We start from the raw sequence: 18756 nt of genomic DNA, 5'->3' as shown, positions 1-18756 counted from the left end.
ATGGCGACACCTGATGTGGTGCTGGACGCGGACGGAGCCGACTTCGGCAGCGGGCTGCTGGTCAAGCTGCACGCGGCGATCGAGGCGATGAACCCGGAGGAGATCCTGGAGGTGCGGGGCGGCGATCCGTCGGTTCGCGATGACTTGGCGGCGTGGTGCGTGCTCACCGGCAACGCCCTGGTCGGACCGCTACAGGTCCGCAAGGGAGCGGTGGAGGTCGAGCCGGAGCCGCCGAAGCTGGGATCCCGTCTTTGGCTGTACAGCAACTTCAACTGCAACCTCGCCTGCGACTACTGCTGCGCGGAGTCCTCACCGCGCGCTCCGGCCCGGCACCTGCCGGTCGAGCTGGTCCGGGAGGCGGTGGCGGAGTTCGCGGCCGACGGCGGCACCGAGGTGCTCATCACCGGCGGGGAGCCGTTCATGCACCCTGATCTCGGCGAGCTCATCGGGGCGGTCCTCGAACGCCTTCCGGTCACCGTTCTCACCAACGGCATGGTGTTCGGCCGAGGCGACCGCCGCCGCACGCTGGAGGCTCTGGACCGCGAACGGGTCACCTTGCAGATATCACTGGACTCGGCGACACCGGAGCTGCACGACCGGCACCGGGGCGCGGGGGCCTACGCCCGCGCCCGCGAAGGCATCGCCCTGGCCCGGACGCTGGGCTTCCGGGTCCGAATCGCCGCCACCATCGACGCCGCCGACGCCGAGGAGGTGGCCGCGCTGCGCGAACTGCTCGACACCGAAGGCATTCCAGCTGAAGACCAGGTGATCCGCCGGATCGCCCGGCAGGGTTTCGCCGAGTCGGGAGTGGTCCTGACCCGCGACGACCTGTACCCCGAACCCGCGGTGGCCGCCGACGGCGTCTGGTGGCATCCTGTGGGCATCACCGACCCCGAGCTCCGTGTCACCGACTCTCCACTTCCGATCCGCACCGCGATCGAGGCGATGGACCGAATTCTCGATGCCACGGCAGAACAGCGGGAGAGCACCAGGAAGGCGTTCCGATGCGCATGAACCGGCCCACGACACCCGGCGACCGCGCCGCCCACTGGAACTCCGTCTACGACACCAAGGGCGAGGACGGGGTCAGCTGGTACCAGTCGGTACCGACCGTCACTCTCGATCTGCTGGACGCATTGCGCGTCCGCACCAGCGCGTCGATCATCGACCTCGGGGGCGGCGCCTCGGTCGTCGTCGACCACCTGCTCGCGCGGGACTTCACCGACGTCACGGTCCTCGACGTGTCAAAGGTCGCCTTGGAGGACGCCGAAGCCCGCCTCGGCCCGGCCTCCGAACGAGTGCACTGGCTGCACAGGGACGTCTTCGACTGGGCGCCCGAGCGGCGGTTCGACCTCTGGCACGACCGTGCCGTGTTCCACTTCCTCATCGAGGAGGACGAGCGCGAGGCCTACCTGCAAGTGCTCCGTTCCGGTATCGCTCCGGGCGGCCGGGTCGTCGTGGCCACCTTCGACGCCCACGGTCCGACGCACTGCTCCGGACTTCCGGTGGTGCGCTACGGCGCGACGGAGCTGGCCCAGATCTTCGCCCCGCACTTCGACCTCGTCGACACCCGCTCCGAAGAGCACCTCACCCCGGCCGGTCTCGTGCAGCCGTTCACCTGGGTCGTCCTCAGCCCGTCGTCCTGAACGGAGGACGATCGGGGCTCCTGCGACTCGTTCCCACCTGGCATTCCGAACCTTGACATCGAATATCATCGATATCTATCGTGAGTGGATGAACCGTACTCTGGAACGCAAGAGGCTCCTGGCCGTCGTCGGAGCACTCGGCTTGACCGCGACGGCCGCCGCGTGGGCGCCCTCGGCCCTCGCAGACGGACACGACCCGCTACCGCTGCAGGCAGTCGAGTTGACCTTGACCCAGGTCGCCGCCTCGGACTCGCCGACCGCCGGCGTCGCCGGGCCCGGCGACACGATCTGGATCGCCGAGCGGGCGGGACTGGTGAGAGTGCTGGACGAGCAGGGCCTGGGCGCACCGGTGCTGGATCTCAGTGCCGAGGTGTCCACCGGAGGCGAGGGCGGACTGCTCGGCATCGCGTTCGACCCCGGCTTCGAGCACTTCTACGTCTCGTTCACCGACCTGGGCGGCGACACCGGCATCGACGAGTTCGCGGTCGCCGACGGACAGCTGCAGCTCGACACCCGCCGCACCGTGCTGACCCAAGACCAGCCGTTCTCGAACCACAACGGCGGCAACATCGTCTTCGGCCCCGACGGGATGCTGTACATAGGGCTCGGCGACGGCGGCAGCAGCTTCGACCCGCAGGACAACGCCCAGAACCTGAACACCTTCCTCGGCAAGATCCTGCGCATCGACCCTGCCGGCGGTGAGCCGTACGCCGTCCCGCCGGACAACCCGTTCGTCGGCGACCCGGACGCCCTGGACGAGATCTGGGCCTACGGGCTGCGCAACCCCTGGAAGTTCTCCTTCGACGCGGCCACCGGCGAGCTGTGGATAGGCGATGTCGGCCAGAACACCCGCGAGGAGATCGACCGGGCGCCGGCCGGTGTAGGCGGGCAGAACTACGGCTGGGCCCGCATGGAGGGCACCCTGCCGGTCTCCGGCGACGAACCCGCCGACCACGCTCCACCGGTCTTCGAATACGACAACGACGGAGCCCGCTGCTCGGTCACCGGCGGGTTCGTCTACCGAGGACAGGCCATCCCCGCGCTGCAAGGCGCCTACCTGTTCAGCGACTACTGCGAAGCCGACATCCGGGCTCTGGAGATCCAGGACGGCCAGGCAGTGGAGACCACCCTCGTCGACGTCCTCGGCGGCGCCACCGTCTCATTCGTCCAAGGCCCCGACCTCGAAATCTATGTCCTGGACGCCAGGCGGGGAGCCGTCTCGCGCATCGACTCCGCCGACGATCCGACGGACCCGACGACAGGTCCGACCGACCCGGCCGAGAACGAGTGCAGCGCGAGCATCGACATCGTCAACGACTGGGGCTCGGGCTGGCAGGGCAATGTCACCGTCACCGCCGCCGACGGCGACCTGAACGGATGGACGCTCGATTGGACCTGGCCGAGCGGGCAGACCATCCAAAGCCATTGGAACGCAGAGCTGAGCGTCTCCGGTTCCTCGGTGACCGCCTCGGACGTGGGCTGGAACGGCGGCATCGCCGCCGGACAGAGCGTCGAGGTATTCGGATTCGTCGCCACCGGCGACAGCGTCTCACCGCAGGTGACCTGTAGCGCCTAGGGCGCGCCGGGTCCGTTGACACCCGTTTCGTCCGACATGAGAGTATTTCCGGGTGTATGTGGGCCTGGTGCCGTTCCGCCTCCTGCGCGCCGGCGTCTTCAGCGGCGTGTGCGTGGCGGTCTCGGCACTGCTCCACTTGGCTGCCGGCGGTCATGTGCACAGCGGACTCGAACTGTCGGCGGCGACCGGCGCGCTCTCCGGACCGGCGTTCCTCATCGCCGCGCGGCAGCGCGGCCTCGCGTTCATCCTCGCCGCCTGTGCTGTCGCACAGGTCCTGCTGCACTGCCTGTACAACCTCCACTCCCTCGCTCCGCTCACATTCCATCCAGGACACGCGGCCCCCACACCCGGCATGATCCCGGCCGTCGCGACCTCTGCAGTGTGGCTGCACCGCGGCGAAGCGGCACTGGCGGCATTCTGCGACCTGGTGTACGCCGCATCCGCGACCCTGTTGCGACTCACGGTCCTCGGCGGCCCGCTGCCGGCCCCCCGGCACGCCGCCCGCCGGCCTTGGCGCGAAATCCCCGATCTCCGCTCCGCGGCCCTGGCCTGGACCCGTCCGCTCCGCGGCCCGCCCGAGCACGCTGCAACCGCCCCCTGACCCGGCCGACGCCGGGCCGTTCAGCCACGCTCGTTTTTCGAACCGCAAGGAGTGCCAATGTCTTTGGCGTTGCCCAGAATGTCCACCCGCGTCGCCCTCGCCGGCGTGAGCCTGACCGCGCTCGTCGCGGCCGGGTGCTCGTCCGTCGACTCCGCCGATGCCGCAGGCGACACCGCGCAGGACCAGACCCGCGAAGCCGTCCTCAAATCCCTCGACGCCGAGATGAACGCCGGCGCGTCCGGCGAAGCCGTCGTCACCGTCGACGACGGGACCGGCGTCGAGCTCGCCGTGAGCGGGCTGATGCCCGAGACCGACTACACTTCGCACCTGCACGACGGGACCTGCAAGACCGACCCGCCCGGAGGCGGCCACTGGATGGCCGACCCCGAGGGCGAGATGTCGGAGTCCAACGAGATCCACCTGCACTTCACCACCGACGCCGACGGCAGCGGTTCCGTCACGGTCGCCAGCGATCTGGTCGCCGACGACCGGGTGAAGGCGATCGTCGTCCACGTCGTCGAACTCGAAAGCGAAGGCCACGACCACATGGCCTCCGACCGCGTCCTCTGCGGAGACTTCGACTGACGACACGGGCGATGCGGGTCGATCCCGCACCGGCATCGCCCGTTCGACGAATCCTCATCGCCACCGACCCCCCGGTGTCGCAGCATTGGGTTATGATCAGGTGCACAAAGCATCGTTATCCCCCAACAAGATCGAGCCGTTGCCCCATTTATGCAGGCCCGCGAACGCGCCTCAGACTCGACTATGTGGACGTCATGCCCGACCCGACGGCGGCGACAACAGGAACCTTGCCATGCCTCGAACCGCAATATCGCCAAAAGGACCACGCCCCGTGCCCCGCAGGGCCGCGAGCGACCAGGTGAGGAGATATCTCAAAGCCCCCGATTCGAACGCCGAACGAGCGCCGATCCTCAACTTCATAGGACCGTCCGGATTCGGCAAGACCACCACCCTCCGCCAGCTGGACGAGCGGTTCGGCCACAACCAGGAGCCCCCGCGGGCGCTCGTCGACTGCGCGAAGTACACCGACGACCCGATACGGGACCTGCTGGGCGAGATCAAGTTCCAGCTCGGCCGCCGCTACCCCGGCTACGGACGGATCCCGTTCCGGCGGCTCGAACTCGCGCTGGCGGTGACCCGGCGACGCATCGACTTCGACGACCAGGGGCGCGCCTATCGTGCCCTCAGGAGCCTGCGACGCCAGGAGTCCCGGTCGCGCCGGAGGGCCGTCGCCGAAGTCGGCGGAGGCGTCCTCGGCGACCTGTTCACGATGGTGGCTCTGGCGCCGATCGCGTTGCTGCGGGCGCCGTTCGAATGGATCGCGACAACCGCGATCTCCTACTTCCTGAGCCGTCCGCTGGCGCGCAGCCGCTTCCAGAAATGGTTCGGCCACCGCGACCGGAACCTTCCCGACGACCCCGTCGACGGACTCGCCGAGCTGAACCGGTGGGCGCACGACCCGGACCTGCACCGGAACCGGGACCAGTTCTTGATCGACGCGTTCTTGGCCGACCTCCGCGACGCTTACGGCCACGGCCGTCTGTCCAACCCGGGCTGGCTCAGCTGCGTCCTCCTTCTCGACAACGCCGACAGCGAGGCCGGACAGGCCTTTCTGGAACACGTGGCCGAACTCCGCGGGCAGTACGAGATCGCCGGCCTCCCCGCCGAGGCCGTCACCGTCGTCGCGAGCAGCGCCGAGGAGATCCCCCAGCCGGCCGAACTCTACGAGGTCCCCGCCTTCACCGAAGCCGACGTGGTCTGGCTGTCCACCAACCTCCCCGAGTCCGTGGACCAGAAGCGGCTCCCCAAACTGATCCACCTCACCACCGGGTACCCTGCCGCGGCCGCCGCCCTGGTCGACACCGCCTGCAGGCGACCGGAGACGGCCACCGGCATCGACACGCTCCTGACCGCGCCCGCCGCCGACGGCGAAGCGGACCGGACGGTCGAGGACCGGATGCGCGCCGAGCTGGTCGAGATCCTGCTCAGCCAACCGGAGTCGTCCCGGTTCTCCCGCGAGGTGCTGGACGCCTTCATCACGTGCTCGGCCGCCCGCCGCCAGGCCGAGGCGGACTGGCTCGTCCATAGCTACGCCGACACCTCCTTGGTCGGGCCCGCACTGCTCCTGCAGTCGGGCCTGTGGTCGGAGGAACGGAAGACCGCGGCGCACGACCTGCTGCGCTGGCTACTGCTGCGGCGATTCGCCGCGCGCGAGGCCGACGAACCGGACTGGAAGCGCGTGCACGGCGAACTTCGCGACTGGAACCGCGAGGAGGACGACCTCGCCGGCGAGCTGTACCACGCGCTCGCCCTCGGCGACTTGCCGACAGTCGCCGAACGGCTCACCGAGCGGCTCGCCGACCACGGCTCCGAAACACCTTGGAAGGACGTGCTGGAGGCCGTTACCCGGGCGCCGCGACCGAACCTGGTCGACGATGCCGCCTCGCCCTATGAACTGCAGATCGACCTGGCGAGGTCCATCGAGGATCCGCTCATGCCCGAGCTCGCCCCGGTCGCCCGCCTGGTGGCGGGCCTGTGGCTCGCGAACTCGCCGACCACGGGCTTGGAGCGGCGAGCGCTGCACCGGCAGATAGCCCTGGACTACCAGCAGATAGCGCCGAGTTCGCATCGGGCGGCGGAGCTGTTCGAGGAATCGGAACGGCACGACAGACTGGCGCAGGACTGGCGCTAGCGCCCGCAAGGCACCGACGTTGTGAGGAGAGAACATGTCCGAGTACCGGGACGATGAATCCACGGGCCGGAGGCGGCAGAGGAAACGGGTGCGGATTCTGATCGGAACCGGAATCGCCCTGTTCTCGCTGCTGCTGGTCTACTTCGTGGTGGTCGCCGTCCCCCAGATCCGGTGCGGCGGCCCCTTCGACAGGGTCCGGTTCCAGGACGGCGAGTGCGTCGGCGTCACCGACGGCTCCTACGTCTTCGATTCGCGGCTGGCCGAGATCCAGGCGGACATCAAGTCGGAGAACGACTGGGCCGCGGCCGAAGCCGAGGCGCAGGGCACTCCCATGGTGAAGATCGGGCTGCTGATGCCGCTGACGACGACCGAGACCAGCGCTGTCAACGTCGACACGGTCCGCAGTTCCCTCGAAGGCGCCTACGTGGCGCTCCACCGGGCCAACCGGACCAGGGAACTGGGCGATCCGCAGCCGCTGGTCCAGCTCCACCTCGCCAACGAGGGCAGCAGGCAGCAGGGCTGGGAGTTCGCCGTCGCCCAATTGGAGGAGATGACCGACGACGACGTCCCGCTGGTCGCGGTCATGGGCCCGGCCATCGGCACCGTGAGCACGCGGGACGCGGCCGCGCGGCTCTCCGACCACGGCATCCCGGTGATCACCGGGGCGACCACCGCCGACGACCTCGACAACGCGCACATCGGGAACCTGCTGCGGACCGCCCCGAGCAACTCCGACTTCGTCACCGCCATGCGCCACTACCTCGACGGCCGGCCGGAGGGCGACCTCGAATCGGGAATCCTGGTGTACGACGACGTCGGGCAGGACACCTTCGTCACCTCGCTGCGGGACGCGTACGAGGCACAGCTCGGGGGCTACATCCAGTTCTCCGACCAGCCGTTCCACGGACGCTCGGTGGAGCAGGGGGGCTCGGACGTCTTCTACCCGATCACCCAGAACATCTGCTCGGCCGAGCCGGACATGGTCTTCTTCGCGGGCCGCGCCCCCGACGCCGAGGTCTTCATCGAGGCGCTGAGCGAACGGGTCTGCCGCGACAGCCACCTGACGGTCCTGTTCGTGGAGATCGGGCTCTACCCCCGCGGCGAGGAGGTCATGGAACTGCTGGACACCGGCAACATCACGCTCCTGCACGCCACCGGCTACGACCCGGGCTGGGCCCGCGGCGAGAAGGCGGCGCCGGAGGGATTCGCGGACTTCCACGAGCACTACAGGGACCTGGTGAACCTCGACGCGGCCGCGCTCGACAACGGCTACGCCGTCACCTACCACGACTCGCTCGCGATCGCGGTCAGGGCCGTCCGGATCACCCTGCCGCAGAACGACGGCGTGCCGTCGGCGGACGAAGTCACCGAGAACCTGCTGCTGCTGAACACCGAGAACGTCGTGCGCGGCGCGACAGGGACGCTCAGCTTCAACCGCAACCGGAACGGCAACCCCGGCGGCAAGTACGTTCCGGTGATCCCACTCCCCTACTCCGAGGACTTCGCGGAGAGCGAAACCTACGTGACGCCCAGCGAATGAACTAGGTACGGGCCTCGCGGGCGGTTCTGCCGCCGATCTCCATGAAGAACTGCGCGGCGGCCATCTGCACTCCATACGTCCACGTGGGATACGCGGCGGTGGCCTGGGCGAGCCGGCCTGTGAACATGCCGGTGGCCATCGCGAGCGCGGGCATTTGGATCATCTCGCCGGCGCGGGAGGCGACGATGGTGGCGCCCAGGACCTTGCCGCCGCCGCGGTGGCCGAGGCCGAGACGAGGCCCGGCTATGAGCTTCACGAAACCGTCGGTCGCCCCGGCCGCGATGGCCCGGTCCATCTCGGACATCGGCAGGTAGGCGACGCGGCCGTCGCGTTCGACGGCGTCGGCCTCGGTGATGCCGACGCGGGCGACCTCGGGGTCGGTGAACGTGACCCAGGGGGTCGCCTCGGGTCGGTAGCGCTTTCGACTGCCGAGTGCGTTGTCGGCGGCGATGCGGCCCTGTTCGAAGGCGGCGTGGGTGAACGGCATCATCCCGGTGACGTCGCCCGCGGCCCACACGCCCTTGGCGGTGGTCGCGAGACGGTCGTCGACGACGATGTCTCCGCGTTCGTCGACGGCCACTCCCGGCTCCTCCAGGTCGAGCCCGTCGGTGACGGGCCGACGCCCGAGCGACGCGAGGATGCATTCGGCGTCGACGGTGCTCCCATCGGACAGGTGGAGGCGGGATACGGCGATGCCGGGCTCGACCTTGTCGGCGGTGACGCCGGTTCGCACGTCGATGCCCTCGCGTTCGAAGACCTCCTCGATCACGGCCGACGCCTCGGGTTCTTCGCGCGGCAGCAGGCGGGGCGCGGCCTCGACTACGGTCACCTGGACGTCGAGTCGGGCGAAGGCCTGGGCGAGTTCGCAGCCGATGGCGCCGCCGCCGAGGACCACCATCGACTCGGGCTTGGCGGGGAGGTCGAAGACGGTCTCGTTGGTGTGGACGCCCGCCTCGCTCAGGCCGGGGATCGGCGGAACTGCAGGGGACGCGCCGGTGGCGATGACGACGCCTTTCGCGCTCACCTCCTCACCGTCGACGGCGACGCGGCCGAGCCGGGTGAAGGCGGCCCGGCCCTGCCTGGTCTCGATGCCCTCGGCGGCCAAGGAGTCGGCGTCTTCGGTGGCCGCGATGGTCTCGATGGCGGACTGGACGCGGCGCATCGCTTCCGCGAACGGGAGTCCGGCGTGGGCGGCCTCGATGAGCGTCTTGGAAGGCACGCACCCCGTCCAGGTGCAATCGCCGCCGAGAGGACCTTCGGAGATCATGAGCACGCTCGCGCCGCGACGCCTGGCGGTTCTTGCGGCGCCCAGTCCGGCCGCGCCGCCGCCGATGACGATCAGGTCGAAATCCATGGGTGCCTTACTCTCCGGTGTCGACGCGTTCGGCCACGATGAGGCCGTATCCGAGTATGCCGTCGTCTATCGCCCGCCGAGCGGCTTTGAGCACTCCGGGCGCCGCGCCGAAGTCGAGGCCGAGGACCTCGGCCCGGTCCGGAGCGGTCATCTCGACCAGTTGGAGGCGGGCCTCGATCTGGGAGAGCATCTTCCGGATCGCGTCGTCATGGTGCTCGGTGGTCAGGATCCCGAATCCGGCCAGGCGCAGGATCCGCGTGTACTCGCTCAGCGGGCGGGCGTCGGCGACGCAGGCGATCCAGGCGCCCAGGCCGGTGAGCTCCGGCGGGAGCCGGTCGCGGTCGGCGGTGACGTCGGTGATGCCGAGCCTCCCGCCCGGGGCGATGACGCGGGCGAACTCGCGGGCGGCGGTGGCCTTGTCCGGGAAGGTGCACAGCGCGCACTCGCAGACCACGGCGGCGAAGGCGCCGTCCGCGAACGGCAGCGCCTCGGCGTCGCCGACTCGGAAGTCGAACTCGCCCTCCACTGCAGAGGCCGCCTCCGCGGCCGCGGCGATGTTCGCCTGCGACAGGTCGACGCCGCTCACCGGGCAGCCGTGTTCGGCCGCGATCGCCAGCGCGCTCGCGCCTCTCCCGCAAGCCACGTCGAGGACCGGTCCGTCCTTTCGCAGCGCGAGTCTGGAGGTGAGCCGCCGGGTCAGCCGGAGGCCGCCGGGGTGGTAGGACTCCCCCAGGAGCATCGCGACCGCGTCGGAGGAGTAGGCGGTGGCGCAGCAGGCTTTGGTCTCGGTGCTGCGCCGCGCGGGGCCCGGGTCCACGGTGGTCATCGCTCGACCGCCTTGCGTCCGACGTTGGTCGCGTCCTTCGCGATCGGCTTCGGCTCCTCGGTGAGCTTGAGCTGTTTGGAGCCGTATGGGGATTCGGTGATGACATCTTGGAGGGTGGTGGCGTTGGGGACGACGTCGGCGACCTCGACTCCTGACTGCTCGGCTCTGACCTGCTCGCGGTAGCCGACGGAGTTGTAGGCGCAGAAGGGGATCATGCGCCCGTCGGGGGTGATCTCCTCGACGCAGCACTTCATGAGCTGCTTGACGTTGAGCGTGTATGGGTCCTGGAAGTCTTGGATGACGATCATGAACGCCCGCGCGCCGAGGTCGGCCAGGGCGTCGGGGAGGTTCACTCCGCAGGCGTCGGCGCAGTCGAGTGCTTCGGCGGCGGTGCGCAGCCGGTCCTCGGTCAGGTCGGTGCCCATGGTGGCCGAGGCGCTCCACAGTCGTTCGAGGGCGGTTTGGACGTCGAGGTCGGGGAGGACGCGGTTGGAGACGTAGTCGAGGTAGTTCTCGACGTCGAGCATGCGTGGGATGGGGAGCACGCCGCCGTCGAAGGTCATCCTCTCGGATCCGTCGACTTCGACCGGTTCGCCCGGGCGGCCTTCGGTGAGGAGGTAGGTGATCGACCGGCAGGTCGGGAAGCAGCACGGGACCGGGAAGTAGTCGTCCTTGACGAACCACTGCGGACGCTGCTCGGCGAGTGCGGCGATGATGTCGGAGTTGGTGAGGCGCTTCATGGGGTCGAATTCGACGTGGCGCCCGGAGTGGGTGACCGGTTGGAACGAGACGGAGCGGACGGCGGGGTGGGCGAGGCCGTGTTCGACGATGTCGCCGAGTTCGTGTTCGTTGAGGCCGGCTTCGACGGCGGCGACGAGGGTGACGGTGAGTCCGGCGTCGGCGCAGTTGTCGAGGGCGCGCTGTTTGATCTCGCGCAGGTCGCGGTTTCGGACTTGGAGGTGGGTGTCGCGCTCGAATCCGTCGAATTGCAGGTAGATGTGGATCCGCTTGCCGGGGGTCTGGTTGCGTTCGCCGAGGGCTGCGACGAAGCGTTTGTCGGAGGCGAGGCGGATGCCGTTGGAGTTGAGGTTGACGGCCGCGATCGGGCGTTCGAGGGCCATGTCGATGAATTCGAGGATGTGCTTGTGGATGGTCGGCTCGCCGCCGGAGAACATGACGACTTCGGGTTCGCCCTCGGCGGCGACGAACGTGTCGAGCATCAGCTCGCACTGCTCTTTCGTGATCGAGTAGCCGTCGCTTTGGTGTCCGGAGTCGGCGAAGCAGATGGGGCAGTCGAGGTTGCAGCCGGTGTTGACCTCGATGATGCCGAGGCAGGCGTGCTGCTTGTGTTCGGGGCACAGCCCGCAGTCCGAGGGGCAGCCGTCCTTGACCTCCGTCTGGAACTCCCGGGGGATCGTTCCGGGCTTGTTGAACCGAGCGGAGTCGAGGTAGGCCTTCGCGTCGCCGTAGACGCGGGCCTCGAACTCGCCGTGATCCTTGCAGCGCTTGCGCAGGAAGACTTGATCCTCGCGGATGTTCACCTGGGCGTCGAGCACGGTCTTGCACACCGGGCAGATCGACTTGGTGTATTCGATGAAGATCTCGTCGCGGTCGCGCCTGGCCGGTCGGATTTCGGTCACGGGGCTGGTTCCTCTCAATGGTCGGTGAGGGTGCTGTGCCGGGCGCGGTTGCCCGGCACAGCTGGAGGGCAATCGGAGCGTCAGTGTCCGGCGGCGGCCCGCTTGAGCATCTTGCGGGCGGTGGTCCCGAAGAAGACGCCGAGGATCAGGCCGTAGATGAGATGGCCCATCAGGGACTTCCACTGCATCGTCTCGATGACGAAGACCATCTCGTTCATGCCCAGGAACAGCGGCATGAGGACGAGCGCTCCGAGCATCCACCAGACGACGCCCCAGATCAAGCCGGTGGCCAGGCCGGTGCCTACGTTCTTGACCATCGGGCCGACGATGACCACGTAGCCCAGGCCCAGCCCGGCGGAGATGACCAGGTGTACCGCCCAGCCCATGACGATCGACGTCTGGCCGATCAGCATCGCGACCATCGGGAGCATGTCCTCGATCTGCATGAGGATGCCGAAGGCCACGCCGCCGATGAGGCCTCCGACGATGCCGGGCACGGCACGGGCCATGACGGCTTGCATGCCGCGGACCTCATGTGTTGTAGAAGCCGAAGCCATAGCGGATCAACTCGCTTTCATCTATTCCGCCGATGGCGGATGACTGCCTTGTCGCCCACGACGCTAAAGGGCCGGGCCGGGGTAGTTCGGTGATCGCGGGCACATAGGCCTATGCCAAATTCGGCGGGTGGGCACGCGGGCCTGCCCGGGCGGCGGAGATTTACCGGGAATGCAAGTTTTTAGAATGCATAGGGGCCGAATCGACCCCATGCGACGATCGCGGCGAGGATCAGGATCATCATGGTCATCATGATCATCGACGTCTCCTTGCGGCGGCCGTGCGCCATGGACGCGAGGATCATGAGCACGACGATGCCCACCGCCGCCAGCGGTGTGAGCACGACGGCCACGCCGGTCACCGCGGGCAGGATCAACCCCGCCGCGGCGGCCAGTTCGGCGATGCCGATCAAGCGGATGGCCCTCGCCGAATAGGGTTCGAACACCGGCATCATGCCGGCGATCTTCTCCTTGGGCTGGAAGAGCTTCATCATGCCGACCATGAGGAGAATCGCGGCCAGCAGTCCTTGCAGGATCCATAGGAACACGTTCATCGGTGACCTCCTTGACTGGTGCTCCTGCCTCAGTCCGAGAGTAAGTCTCGCCCCGGCCAACTCTCGGTGAACGAGTGCACACTGCCGGATTCGGTCGCGATAGGTCGTGGTGCGGCGCGTAGACGCAAGCTCGAGCGGACCATGATGACCGCGTAGACGAGGAGCAGGCCGTCCTCGAGCAGGACCCACCAGCGCAGCGGCTGGACCAGGTATACGCCGAAGCAGCCGCAGTTGGCGATGTCGAGCCCGCGCGCGAACGCCTGAACGGCCAGGATGGTCCAGACCATCGACACTCCCGCGTACATCCAGACCGGGGTGAGGGACGTCGATCGCGGTCGGGCCAGCAGCCAGAGTCCGGTTACAGCCTCGGCGGCGATGAGCACGACGACGAACGGGATGAGCAGCGGTCCCGGAACGACGTCATAGGCGCCGATGATGCCGGGCATGGCCGCCGCCGAAAGGGTCTGGCCGACGGCCATGCCGAGGTAGATGATGCCGAGGATCAGACGAAGCCACATACCTGTCGACGGTAGCGGCGAACCTTGCCGGGCTCTGTGTCGTGCGACACAGAAGGGCGAAGGGCCTGAGCGTGGTCGGCTGACCTGGGCAGGACTGCTCGGAACCGTGCGGCAGGCCGCCTCCTCGTGTTGACTGTGCGGTGATCAGGTTGGTCCGGCCGGATCGGCGAGCCGTGCGTGGAGGCCGATGCCACGATGACGTTGGCGCTGCCCAAGACCGGGCTGGTCGACAGCCCGGTCACCGGCGCGCTCTACCTCGCCGATATCTCGGTGCCTCCGCAGTTGTACCGGCGCATAGGCCTCGACGTCGGTGCGGTGTTCACGAACGCCGAACCTCGCCTGCTGCGCGGCCCGGTTTGACGGCGAGGACTCTGCGGATCGGGATCGGCACAGCGGCGTGGAACTTCGCCGCGAGCCGGAGCCAGGCCCGCGCCGCGCGGGCGCGGCGCTCCGGCAGTTCGGGAAGGTAGAGCGAGGAGAACAGCGCGTCGGCCTCGACGGCGTCGTCGAGGCGAAAGGCGAACCGGCGGGCGACGTCGTCGACGGCGGAGAGACCGGCCGAGGCGAGCAGCTCCCCGAGGTGGCGCAGTCCCTCGTCGTTGGGATAGCCGACCCTTCTCCCGAGGGACAGCGCCAGTCCGGCAACGAGCGGGTAGTCGCGGGCCAGGAGCGGACTCGCGCACGGAAAAGTGACGGCGAGGCGGCCGTCCGGTGCCAGCACCCGACTGATCTCGTCCAGCACCTGGGGAAGCGGCCGGAGGATCTGGAGGGCCATGGAGCACGCCACGGTGCGCACCGATCCGTCGGGGAAGGGCAGCGCCGTTGCCGAGCCCTGCACCAGGTGCGGCGCGCCCCTCTGCGCCGCGAGCGCGAGTTCGGCCGAGGAGGAATCCAACCCGATGTACAGCCCCGCGTCGACCAGATCGTAGATCGGGGCGCTGCCGCAGGCGAGGTCGAGAACGGTCCCGTCGCGCGGAACGGCTTCGGCCAGCCAGTGGTAGGGATTCGTCTCGCCGTGCCGCGCCCGGGCGAGCAGCCGTTCGGTGATACCGGGACGGCGCAGGTGGAACTCGTCGAGGTAGTCGTTCCAACGTCGTTCCATGGTCGGCACCTTAGCGCTGTCCGCCTGTTCAGCGGCAGCCAATCAGGAATCACCGCGTCGTTCTGCGAGGGCGGCCTACCGGCCGCTCAATCGGGAGTGATGCGCGTGTCGGGCTGGAACGCGGCCCAAGCGAACCAGAACGTGTCGAGATGCTCGACGGCCTCGAGTTCGGTTCCTTCGAGCGGCCCGGCGGTCGCCTCGCCGAGGATGTTCCACGTCGAGCCGGTCTGCGCGTCGGTGAAGCCATCGCCGGCGGGCGTGAACGTCAAGGCCTCGCCTTCGACGACCGGGTCGAAGACGCCGACGCTGCCGATGTCGGCGCCTTCGGCGATCTGTCCGGAGTCCAGCGCCGAGGACTGGCCGCCGCTGTGCAGCACCACCGCTTCTTGGGCTCCGACCGTCACCGACAGCACCCCCGACTCGGCGACCGCGCTGCGCACCACCGCGACCGCGTCATCGCCGGTGCCGATGCCGACGACCCGCGCCATCAGCGCCAACCGGTCGTCGTCGGTCGAAGCACCGAAGCCCGGGGCGTCGGCGGAGTCGTATCCGGTGTAGGGGTTGCTCCCGTAGGCGCGATCGAACCCGGTGTCTCGCGAGAGCACCCACGTGTCCGGGTGGGCCTCGCGGTAGTCGCCCCAGGACACCGTCCCCATCGGAATCGAGACCAGCTCGGTGCCCGTCAGGTGGCCGATCGAGGCGACCCCGGTCAATTGCGGCCACAACGACTCGGTCTGGCGGTCGTACATGACCAGATTGGACTCGAACAGCATCCCCGAGGTGCCGAAAGTGAACACCTCGCCGTCCACGGTGCGCTCGAACGCGACTCCGGAGTTGCACAGCGGGCAGTACGTCACCGCCACCGGCACGTCGCCGACCGTTTCGTTGACGATCTCGTGCCACATCATGATCTGCAGCGGATAGGCGCGGGTCTCGTCGCCGACGGTCAAGCTCAGCACCGGTTCGGAGTCGGCCAGCCAGTCCACCTCGCCGGTCTTGACGAACTTAGGCTCGTCGATCGGCGGGATGCCGTCCGGGGGCGGCCCGCCCGAGAGCACCTGGTCCGGGTCGATGAGCGGCTCGGGGAAGTCTGGATGGTGCATGTCGTCCAGCGCCGAAGGCACATCGCGGGTCTCGGCGGCGCCGTCCTGCGGCAGCGCAGTCCCCTCGTCGTCGGCTCCAGTGCCCGAAGAACAGGAAGCCAGCGTCACGAGGGCCGCAGCGGCGGCGGCGGCGATCCAGATTCGATGTCGTGCCCGCATGATCGGCTCCTCGCGGTGGCGATGGAAACGCCTCCAGCATCGCCCGGTTCCGGCCCTCGGTCTGTAACCACGGTCACGGAAGCGTGCGGAGATGATGGTGCATGCTTGGACCAGGACTTTCAACCGAGGGGGCACTTTGCGATTGCGACGCGGCTTGACCGGAGCGGCGGCCTGCGTGCTGTTCGCGTTGAGCGCCTGCGGGGCCGGCGGGGAAGGCTCCGGCGACGGTGACCCGGCCGGGGCCGGTCAGGCTCAACAGGTCGACCTGGACTTCACCTCCACCACCATCGACGCCGAGCCTTTCGACGGCGCCTCGCTCGAAGGCGAGCCGGCGGTGCTGTGGTTCTGGGCCCCGTGGTGCCCCACCTGCGCCGCACAGGCCTCGGGGGTCAATGCGGCCTTCGAGAGCTACGGCGATCAGGTCAACATCATCGGCGTCGGCGGCCTGGGCATCGAGCGGGAGATGGAGAAGTTCATCGACCGGACCGACACCGGCGCGATCCCCCACCTGGTCGACGAGTCCGGCGAGGTCTGGGGGCACTTCGAGGTCACCGAACAGAGCGCCTTCGTGCTCATCGACGCGGACGGCAGCCTCGTGTTCTCGGGCTACCTCGACAATGAGGGCCTGGACGAGCGGATCGCCGCCATGCTGACCTGATTCACGGTGGGGACGGCAGCGACTCCGCAGTGAAGGGCGGGGCCGCTGCCTTATGCGGCACGCTACCGGGGGCACCGGCATCGCCTGCAGGTTGCCCGTGGACCACCGCGGATCCGCCGTCGTCCCCGTGCGGCTGCGAAGCGTGGCGGCGACCGGGAGAATCATGGGCAGCGTCGGGGAACCGCTATCAGGTGTTCAACCGTTTCAGGCTGGTCGGCACAGCCGCGACTCCACGGCGTCCGGCCGCGGTGTCGCATTGCGTGACAGCCGATACAGAGCGCGTCCTCTGGACGGCGATACGGTTCGACCATGAGAAGGGAACAGTTCGATGAGACCGTCGACGGCGAGGTGGCGACCGCACCGTACTGCGATATCGACAGCGGCGCGACCCTGGAGCGGCTCGTCGACGGCCGACTCCGGTCGCACGTTCCCCGTCCCCGCCCCGAGGAGTCGACGGTGAGCGACAACCCGGCCGACCAGATCAAGAACCGCTACCTCGCCGAGGTCGACATCTTCCGCGACCTCACCGAGGACGAGCTGCACACCATCGCCCAGCAGGCGCCGATGCGCACCTTCGATCGCGGGGAGCTGCTGTTCTCGCCGCGTCAGCGGGTCGAGACGCTGTTCATCCTCAAGACCGGCACCGTGCGGATCTTCCGCGTCAGCGCCGACGGCCGGGCCCTGACGACCGCCCTGCTGGAGCCGGGCACCGTGTTCGGCGAGATGGTCCTGCTCGGCCAGCACATGTACGACCAGTACGCCGAGGCCGTCGAGGACGCCACCTTGTGCCTGATGGACCGCGCCGACGTGCACAAGTACCTGATCGGCAATCCGAAGATCGCCATGCGGGTCACGGAGCTCTTGGGCGAGCGGCTCATCGAGGCCGAGCGGCGTTTGAGCGACACGGTCCTCAAGACCGCCCCCGAACGCATCGCCAGCACTCTGCACACCTTGGCCGGCAGGGAATACCGCAAGGGCGGCCTGCGCGGCTCCGAGCTGACCGTGAAGATCACCCACGAGCAACTCGCCGACCTGGTTGGCACCTCCCGCGAGACCGCCACCAAGGCCCTCGGCGCGCTCGCCGACGACGGCGTCATCAAGCTCGGCCGCGGCAAGATCACCGTCAAGAAGCCGCTGGCCCTCCGGGACGCCACCGGTTTAGCGGTTCGTCGTGCCGTCGGGCCAGTGGTTCATCGGCGTCCCGTGCCAGGGCGGGCGACCATCCGCCCTGCTGGCACGGTCACGTCGTCTACTCGTAGAGCACCGCTTGGATCTCTTCGTCGTCGATGTTCGTCGCGTCGTACCAGTAGAAGCCGGTGTCGATGCTCTCTGGCAGCTCCTCGCCGTTGATCGCCATGACAGCGGCCTTCACGGTCTCGTAGCCGATGCCGACGGGGTTCTGGGTGATCGCGCCGGCCATCAGGCCGCTTCTGATCGCGTCCATCTGGGCCTGGCCCGAGTCGAAGCCGATGATCTGGATCTCGCCGTCGCGGCCGAGTTCCTGGACGGCGTTGACGATGCCGATCGCCGAGCCCTCGTTGGAGCCGTAGAAGCCCGCCAGGTCGGGATTGCCCTCGATGATGGCCGTGGCGAGGTTGGTCGACTCGAGTTGGTCGCCGCCGCCGTACTGGATGGAGACGATCTCGATGTCCGGAGCGTTCTGCTCTATGTACTCGACGAAGCCGTCCCTGCGCTGGACCCCCGTCACGCTGGTCTGGTCGTGGACGACCAGGGCGATCTTGCCCGAGCCGCCGATCAGCTCGACCATGTGCTCCGCCGCCAGCGCGGCCGCGGCGAGGTTGTCGGTGGAGGCGGTGGCGAGCGGCACTTCGCTGTCGACGCCGGAGTCGAACGCGATGACCGGGATCCCCCGGGTTTCTGCTTCGGTCATGAGCGGCACCGCCGCCTGGCTGTCCAGCGCGGCGAACCCGATCGCGTCCGGGTTGCGGTCCATCGCGGTCTGGAGCATGTCGATCTGCTGGGCGACTTCGGACTCGGAGTCGGGCCCTTCGAAGGTGATGTCGACGTCGAACTCGGCCGCGGCCTGTTCGGCGCCGTCGTTCACCGCCTGCCAGAACTGGTGCTGGAATCCTTTGGAGATGAGGGCAATGGACAGCTTTCCGCCGTCCGACGCCGCGGTGCCGCTGCACCCTGCCAGGAGGAGTATCGCTCCGGGGGTTCCGGCCAGAATGGTTCTACGGTCGATCAT

The 18756-nt window shown here is 68.5% G+C and carries 19 protein-coding genes and 1 pseudogene; 11 read left to right on the top strand and 9 right to left on the bottom strand.

The genetic code is table 11. The features are described from left to right. The 8 genes and pseudogenes from L0U85_RS08680 (at nucleotide 1) to L0U85_RS08650 (ending at nucleotide 8079) form a co-directional block, all read left to right on the top strand. On the top strand, nucleotides 1–1014 hold the full coding sequence (locus L0U85_RS08680) for a radical SAM protein (RefSeq protein ID WP_241377359.1): 1014 nt from the start codon (nucleotides 1–3) through the stop codon (nucleotides 1012–1014). Continuing rightward, on the top strand, nucleotides 1005–1646 hold the full coding sequence (locus tag L0U85_RS08675; RefSeq protein ID WP_241377358.1) for a class I SAM-dependent methyltransferase: 642 nt from the start codon (nucleotides 1005–1007) through the stop codon (nucleotides 1644–1646). The genes L0U85_RS08680 and L0U85_RS08675 overlap by 10 nt, the downstream gene beginning before the upstream one ends. An 88-nt stretch (nucleotides 1647–1734) precedes the next feature. After that, nucleotides 1735–2883: pseudogene (locus L0U85_RS08670) on the top strand (PQQ-dependent sugar dehydrogenase); the annotation flags it as partial. Next, nucleotides 2872–3222, top strand: a complete 351-nt coding sequence (locus tag L0U85_RS21250; RefSeq protein WP_347177401.1) for a cellulose binding domain-containing protein — start codon at nucleotides 2872–2874, stop codon at nucleotides 3220–3222. The pseudogene L0U85_RS08670 and the gene L0U85_RS21250, both read left to right, overlap by 12 nt. 67 nt (nucleotides 3223–3289) lie before the next feature. Continuing rightward, complete coding sequence (locus L0U85_RS08665; protein WP_241377356.1) at nucleotides 3290–3823, top strand: hypothetical protein; 534 nt, start codon at nucleotides 3290–3292, stop codon at nucleotides 3821–3823. A gap of 57 nt (nucleotides 3824–3880) precedes the next feature. Continuing rightward, nucleotides 3881–4408 carry a hypothetical protein gene (locus L0U85_RS08660; RefSeq protein ID WP_241377355.1) on the top strand — a complete coding sequence of 176 codons (528 nt, stop codon included), beginning with the start codon at nucleotides 3881–3883 and terminating at the stop codon, nucleotides 4406–4408. A gap of 271 nt (nucleotides 4409–4679) precedes the next feature. Continuing rightward, complete coding sequence (locus L0U85_RS08655) at nucleotides 4680–6539, top strand: ATP-binding protein (RefSeq protein WP_241377354.1); 1860 nt, start codon at nucleotides 4680–4682, stop codon at nucleotides 6537–6539. A gap of 88 nt (nucleotides 6540–6627) precedes the next feature. Beyond that, nucleotides 6628–8079 (top strand): ABC transporter substrate-binding protein, encoded by a 1452-nt coding sequence (locus L0U85_RS08650; RefSeq protein ID WP_241377353.1) that lies wholly within the window; start codon nucleotides 6628–6630, stop codon nucleotides 8077–8079. A gap of 1 nt (nucleotide 8080) precedes the next feature. Here L0U85_RS08650 and L0U85_RS08645 read toward each other — a convergent pair whose 3' ends face one another. From L0U85_RS08645 to L0U85_RS08620, 6 genes are all read right to left on the bottom strand, one after another. Then, nucleotides 8081–9433, bottom strand: a complete 1353-nt coding sequence (locus L0U85_RS08645; protein ID WP_241377352.1) for an FAD-dependent oxidoreductase — start codon at nucleotides 9431–9433, stop codon at nucleotides 8081–8083. A 7-nt stretch (nucleotides 9434–9440) separates the two neighbouring features. After that, the gene (locus L0U85_RS08640; RefSeq protein ID WP_241377351.1) at nucleotides 9441–10259 is read right to left on the bottom strand and encodes a methyltransferase domain-containing protein; all 819 of its coding nucleotides are present in this window, start codon (nucleotides 10257–10259) and stop codon (nucleotides 9441–9443) included. Further along, nucleotides 10256–11890, bottom strand: a complete 1635-nt coding sequence (locus L0U85_RS08635) for a radical SAM protein (RefSeq protein WP_347177400.1) — start codon at nucleotides 11888–11890, stop codon at nucleotides 10256–10258. Before L0U85_RS08635 ends, L0U85_RS08640 begins: the two co-directional genes overlap by 4 nt. Before the next feature lie 89 nt (nucleotides 11891–11979). Then, entirely contained in the window at nucleotides 11980–12420 is a 441-nt protein-coding gene (locus L0U85_RS08630; RefSeq protein ID WP_241377349.1) for a hypothetical protein, read from the bottom strand. A 215-nt stretch (nucleotides 12421–12635) separates the two neighbouring features. Beyond that, nucleotides 12636–13007, bottom strand: a complete 372-nt coding sequence (locus L0U85_RS08625; protein WP_241377348.1) for a DoxX family protein — start codon at nucleotides 13005–13007, stop codon at nucleotides 12636–12638. Between the two features lie 29 nt (nucleotides 13008–13036). Next, nucleotides 13037–13525 (bottom strand): MauE/DoxX family redox-associated membrane protein, encoded by a 489-nt coding sequence (locus L0U85_RS08620; RefSeq protein WP_241377347.1) that lies wholly within the window; start codon nucleotides 13523–13525, stop codon nucleotides 13037–13039. 195 nt (nucleotides 13526–13720) lie between these two features. On the opposite strand from L0U85_RS08620, the gene L0U85_RS08615 reads away from it, so the two are divergent. Continuing rightward, nucleotides 13721–13885, top strand: coding sequence for a hypothetical protein (locus tag L0U85_RS08615; protein WP_241377346.1), 165 nt, complete (start codon nucleotides 13721–13723; stop codon nucleotides 13883–13885). Here L0U85_RS08615 and L0U85_RS08610 read toward each other — a convergent pair. Then, nucleotides 13845–14627 carry a class I SAM-dependent methyltransferase gene (locus tag L0U85_RS08610; RefSeq protein WP_241377345.1) on the bottom strand — a complete coding sequence of 261 codons (783 nt, stop codon included), beginning with the start codon at nucleotides 14625–14627 and terminating at the stop codon, nucleotides 13845–13847. The genes L0U85_RS08615 and L0U85_RS08610 overlap by 41 nt on opposite strands. 86 nt (nucleotides 14628–14713) lie before the next feature. After that, nucleotides 14714–15889: a DUF3179 domain-containing protein gene (locus L0U85_RS08605; RefSeq protein ID WP_241377344.1), complete on the bottom strand. Its 1176-nt coding sequence runs from the start codon at nucleotides 15887–15889 to the stop codon at nucleotides 14714–14716. 136 nt (nucleotides 15890–16025) lie between these two features. On the opposite strand from L0U85_RS08605, the gene L0U85_RS08600 reads away from it, so the two are divergent. Both L0U85_RS08600 and L0U85_RS08595 read left to right on the top strand, forming a co-directional pair. Then, the gene (locus L0U85_RS08600) at nucleotides 16026–16547 is read left to right on the top strand and encodes a redoxin domain-containing protein (RefSeq protein WP_241377343.1); all 522 of its coding nucleotides are present in this window, start codon (nucleotides 16026–16028) and stop codon (nucleotides 16545–16547) included. Nucleotides 16548–16856: 309 nt separating this feature from the next. Next, nucleotides 16857–17897, top strand: a complete 1041-nt coding sequence (locus tag L0U85_RS08595) for a Crp/Fnr family transcriptional regulator (RefSeq protein ID WP_241377342.1) — start codon at nucleotides 16857–16859, stop codon at nucleotides 17895–17897. Here L0U85_RS08595 and L0U85_RS08590 read toward each other — a convergent pair. Continuing rightward, a complete protein-coding gene (locus tag L0U85_RS08590; RefSeq protein ID WP_241377341.1) occupies nucleotides 17797–18756 on the bottom strand; it encodes an ABC transporter substrate-binding protein in 960 nt (319 codons plus the stop codon). The genes L0U85_RS08595 and L0U85_RS08590 overlap by 101 nt on opposite strands.

The sequence above is a fragment of the Glycomyces sp. L485 genome, assembly GCF_022548875.1.
Taxonomy (GTDB): Bacteria; Actinomycetota; Actinomycetes; order Mycobacteriales; family Micromonosporaceae; genus Glycomyces.
The sequence above is the reverse complement of the archived record's forward strand: the minus strand, read 5'-3'. Positions and strand labels throughout refer to the sequence as shown.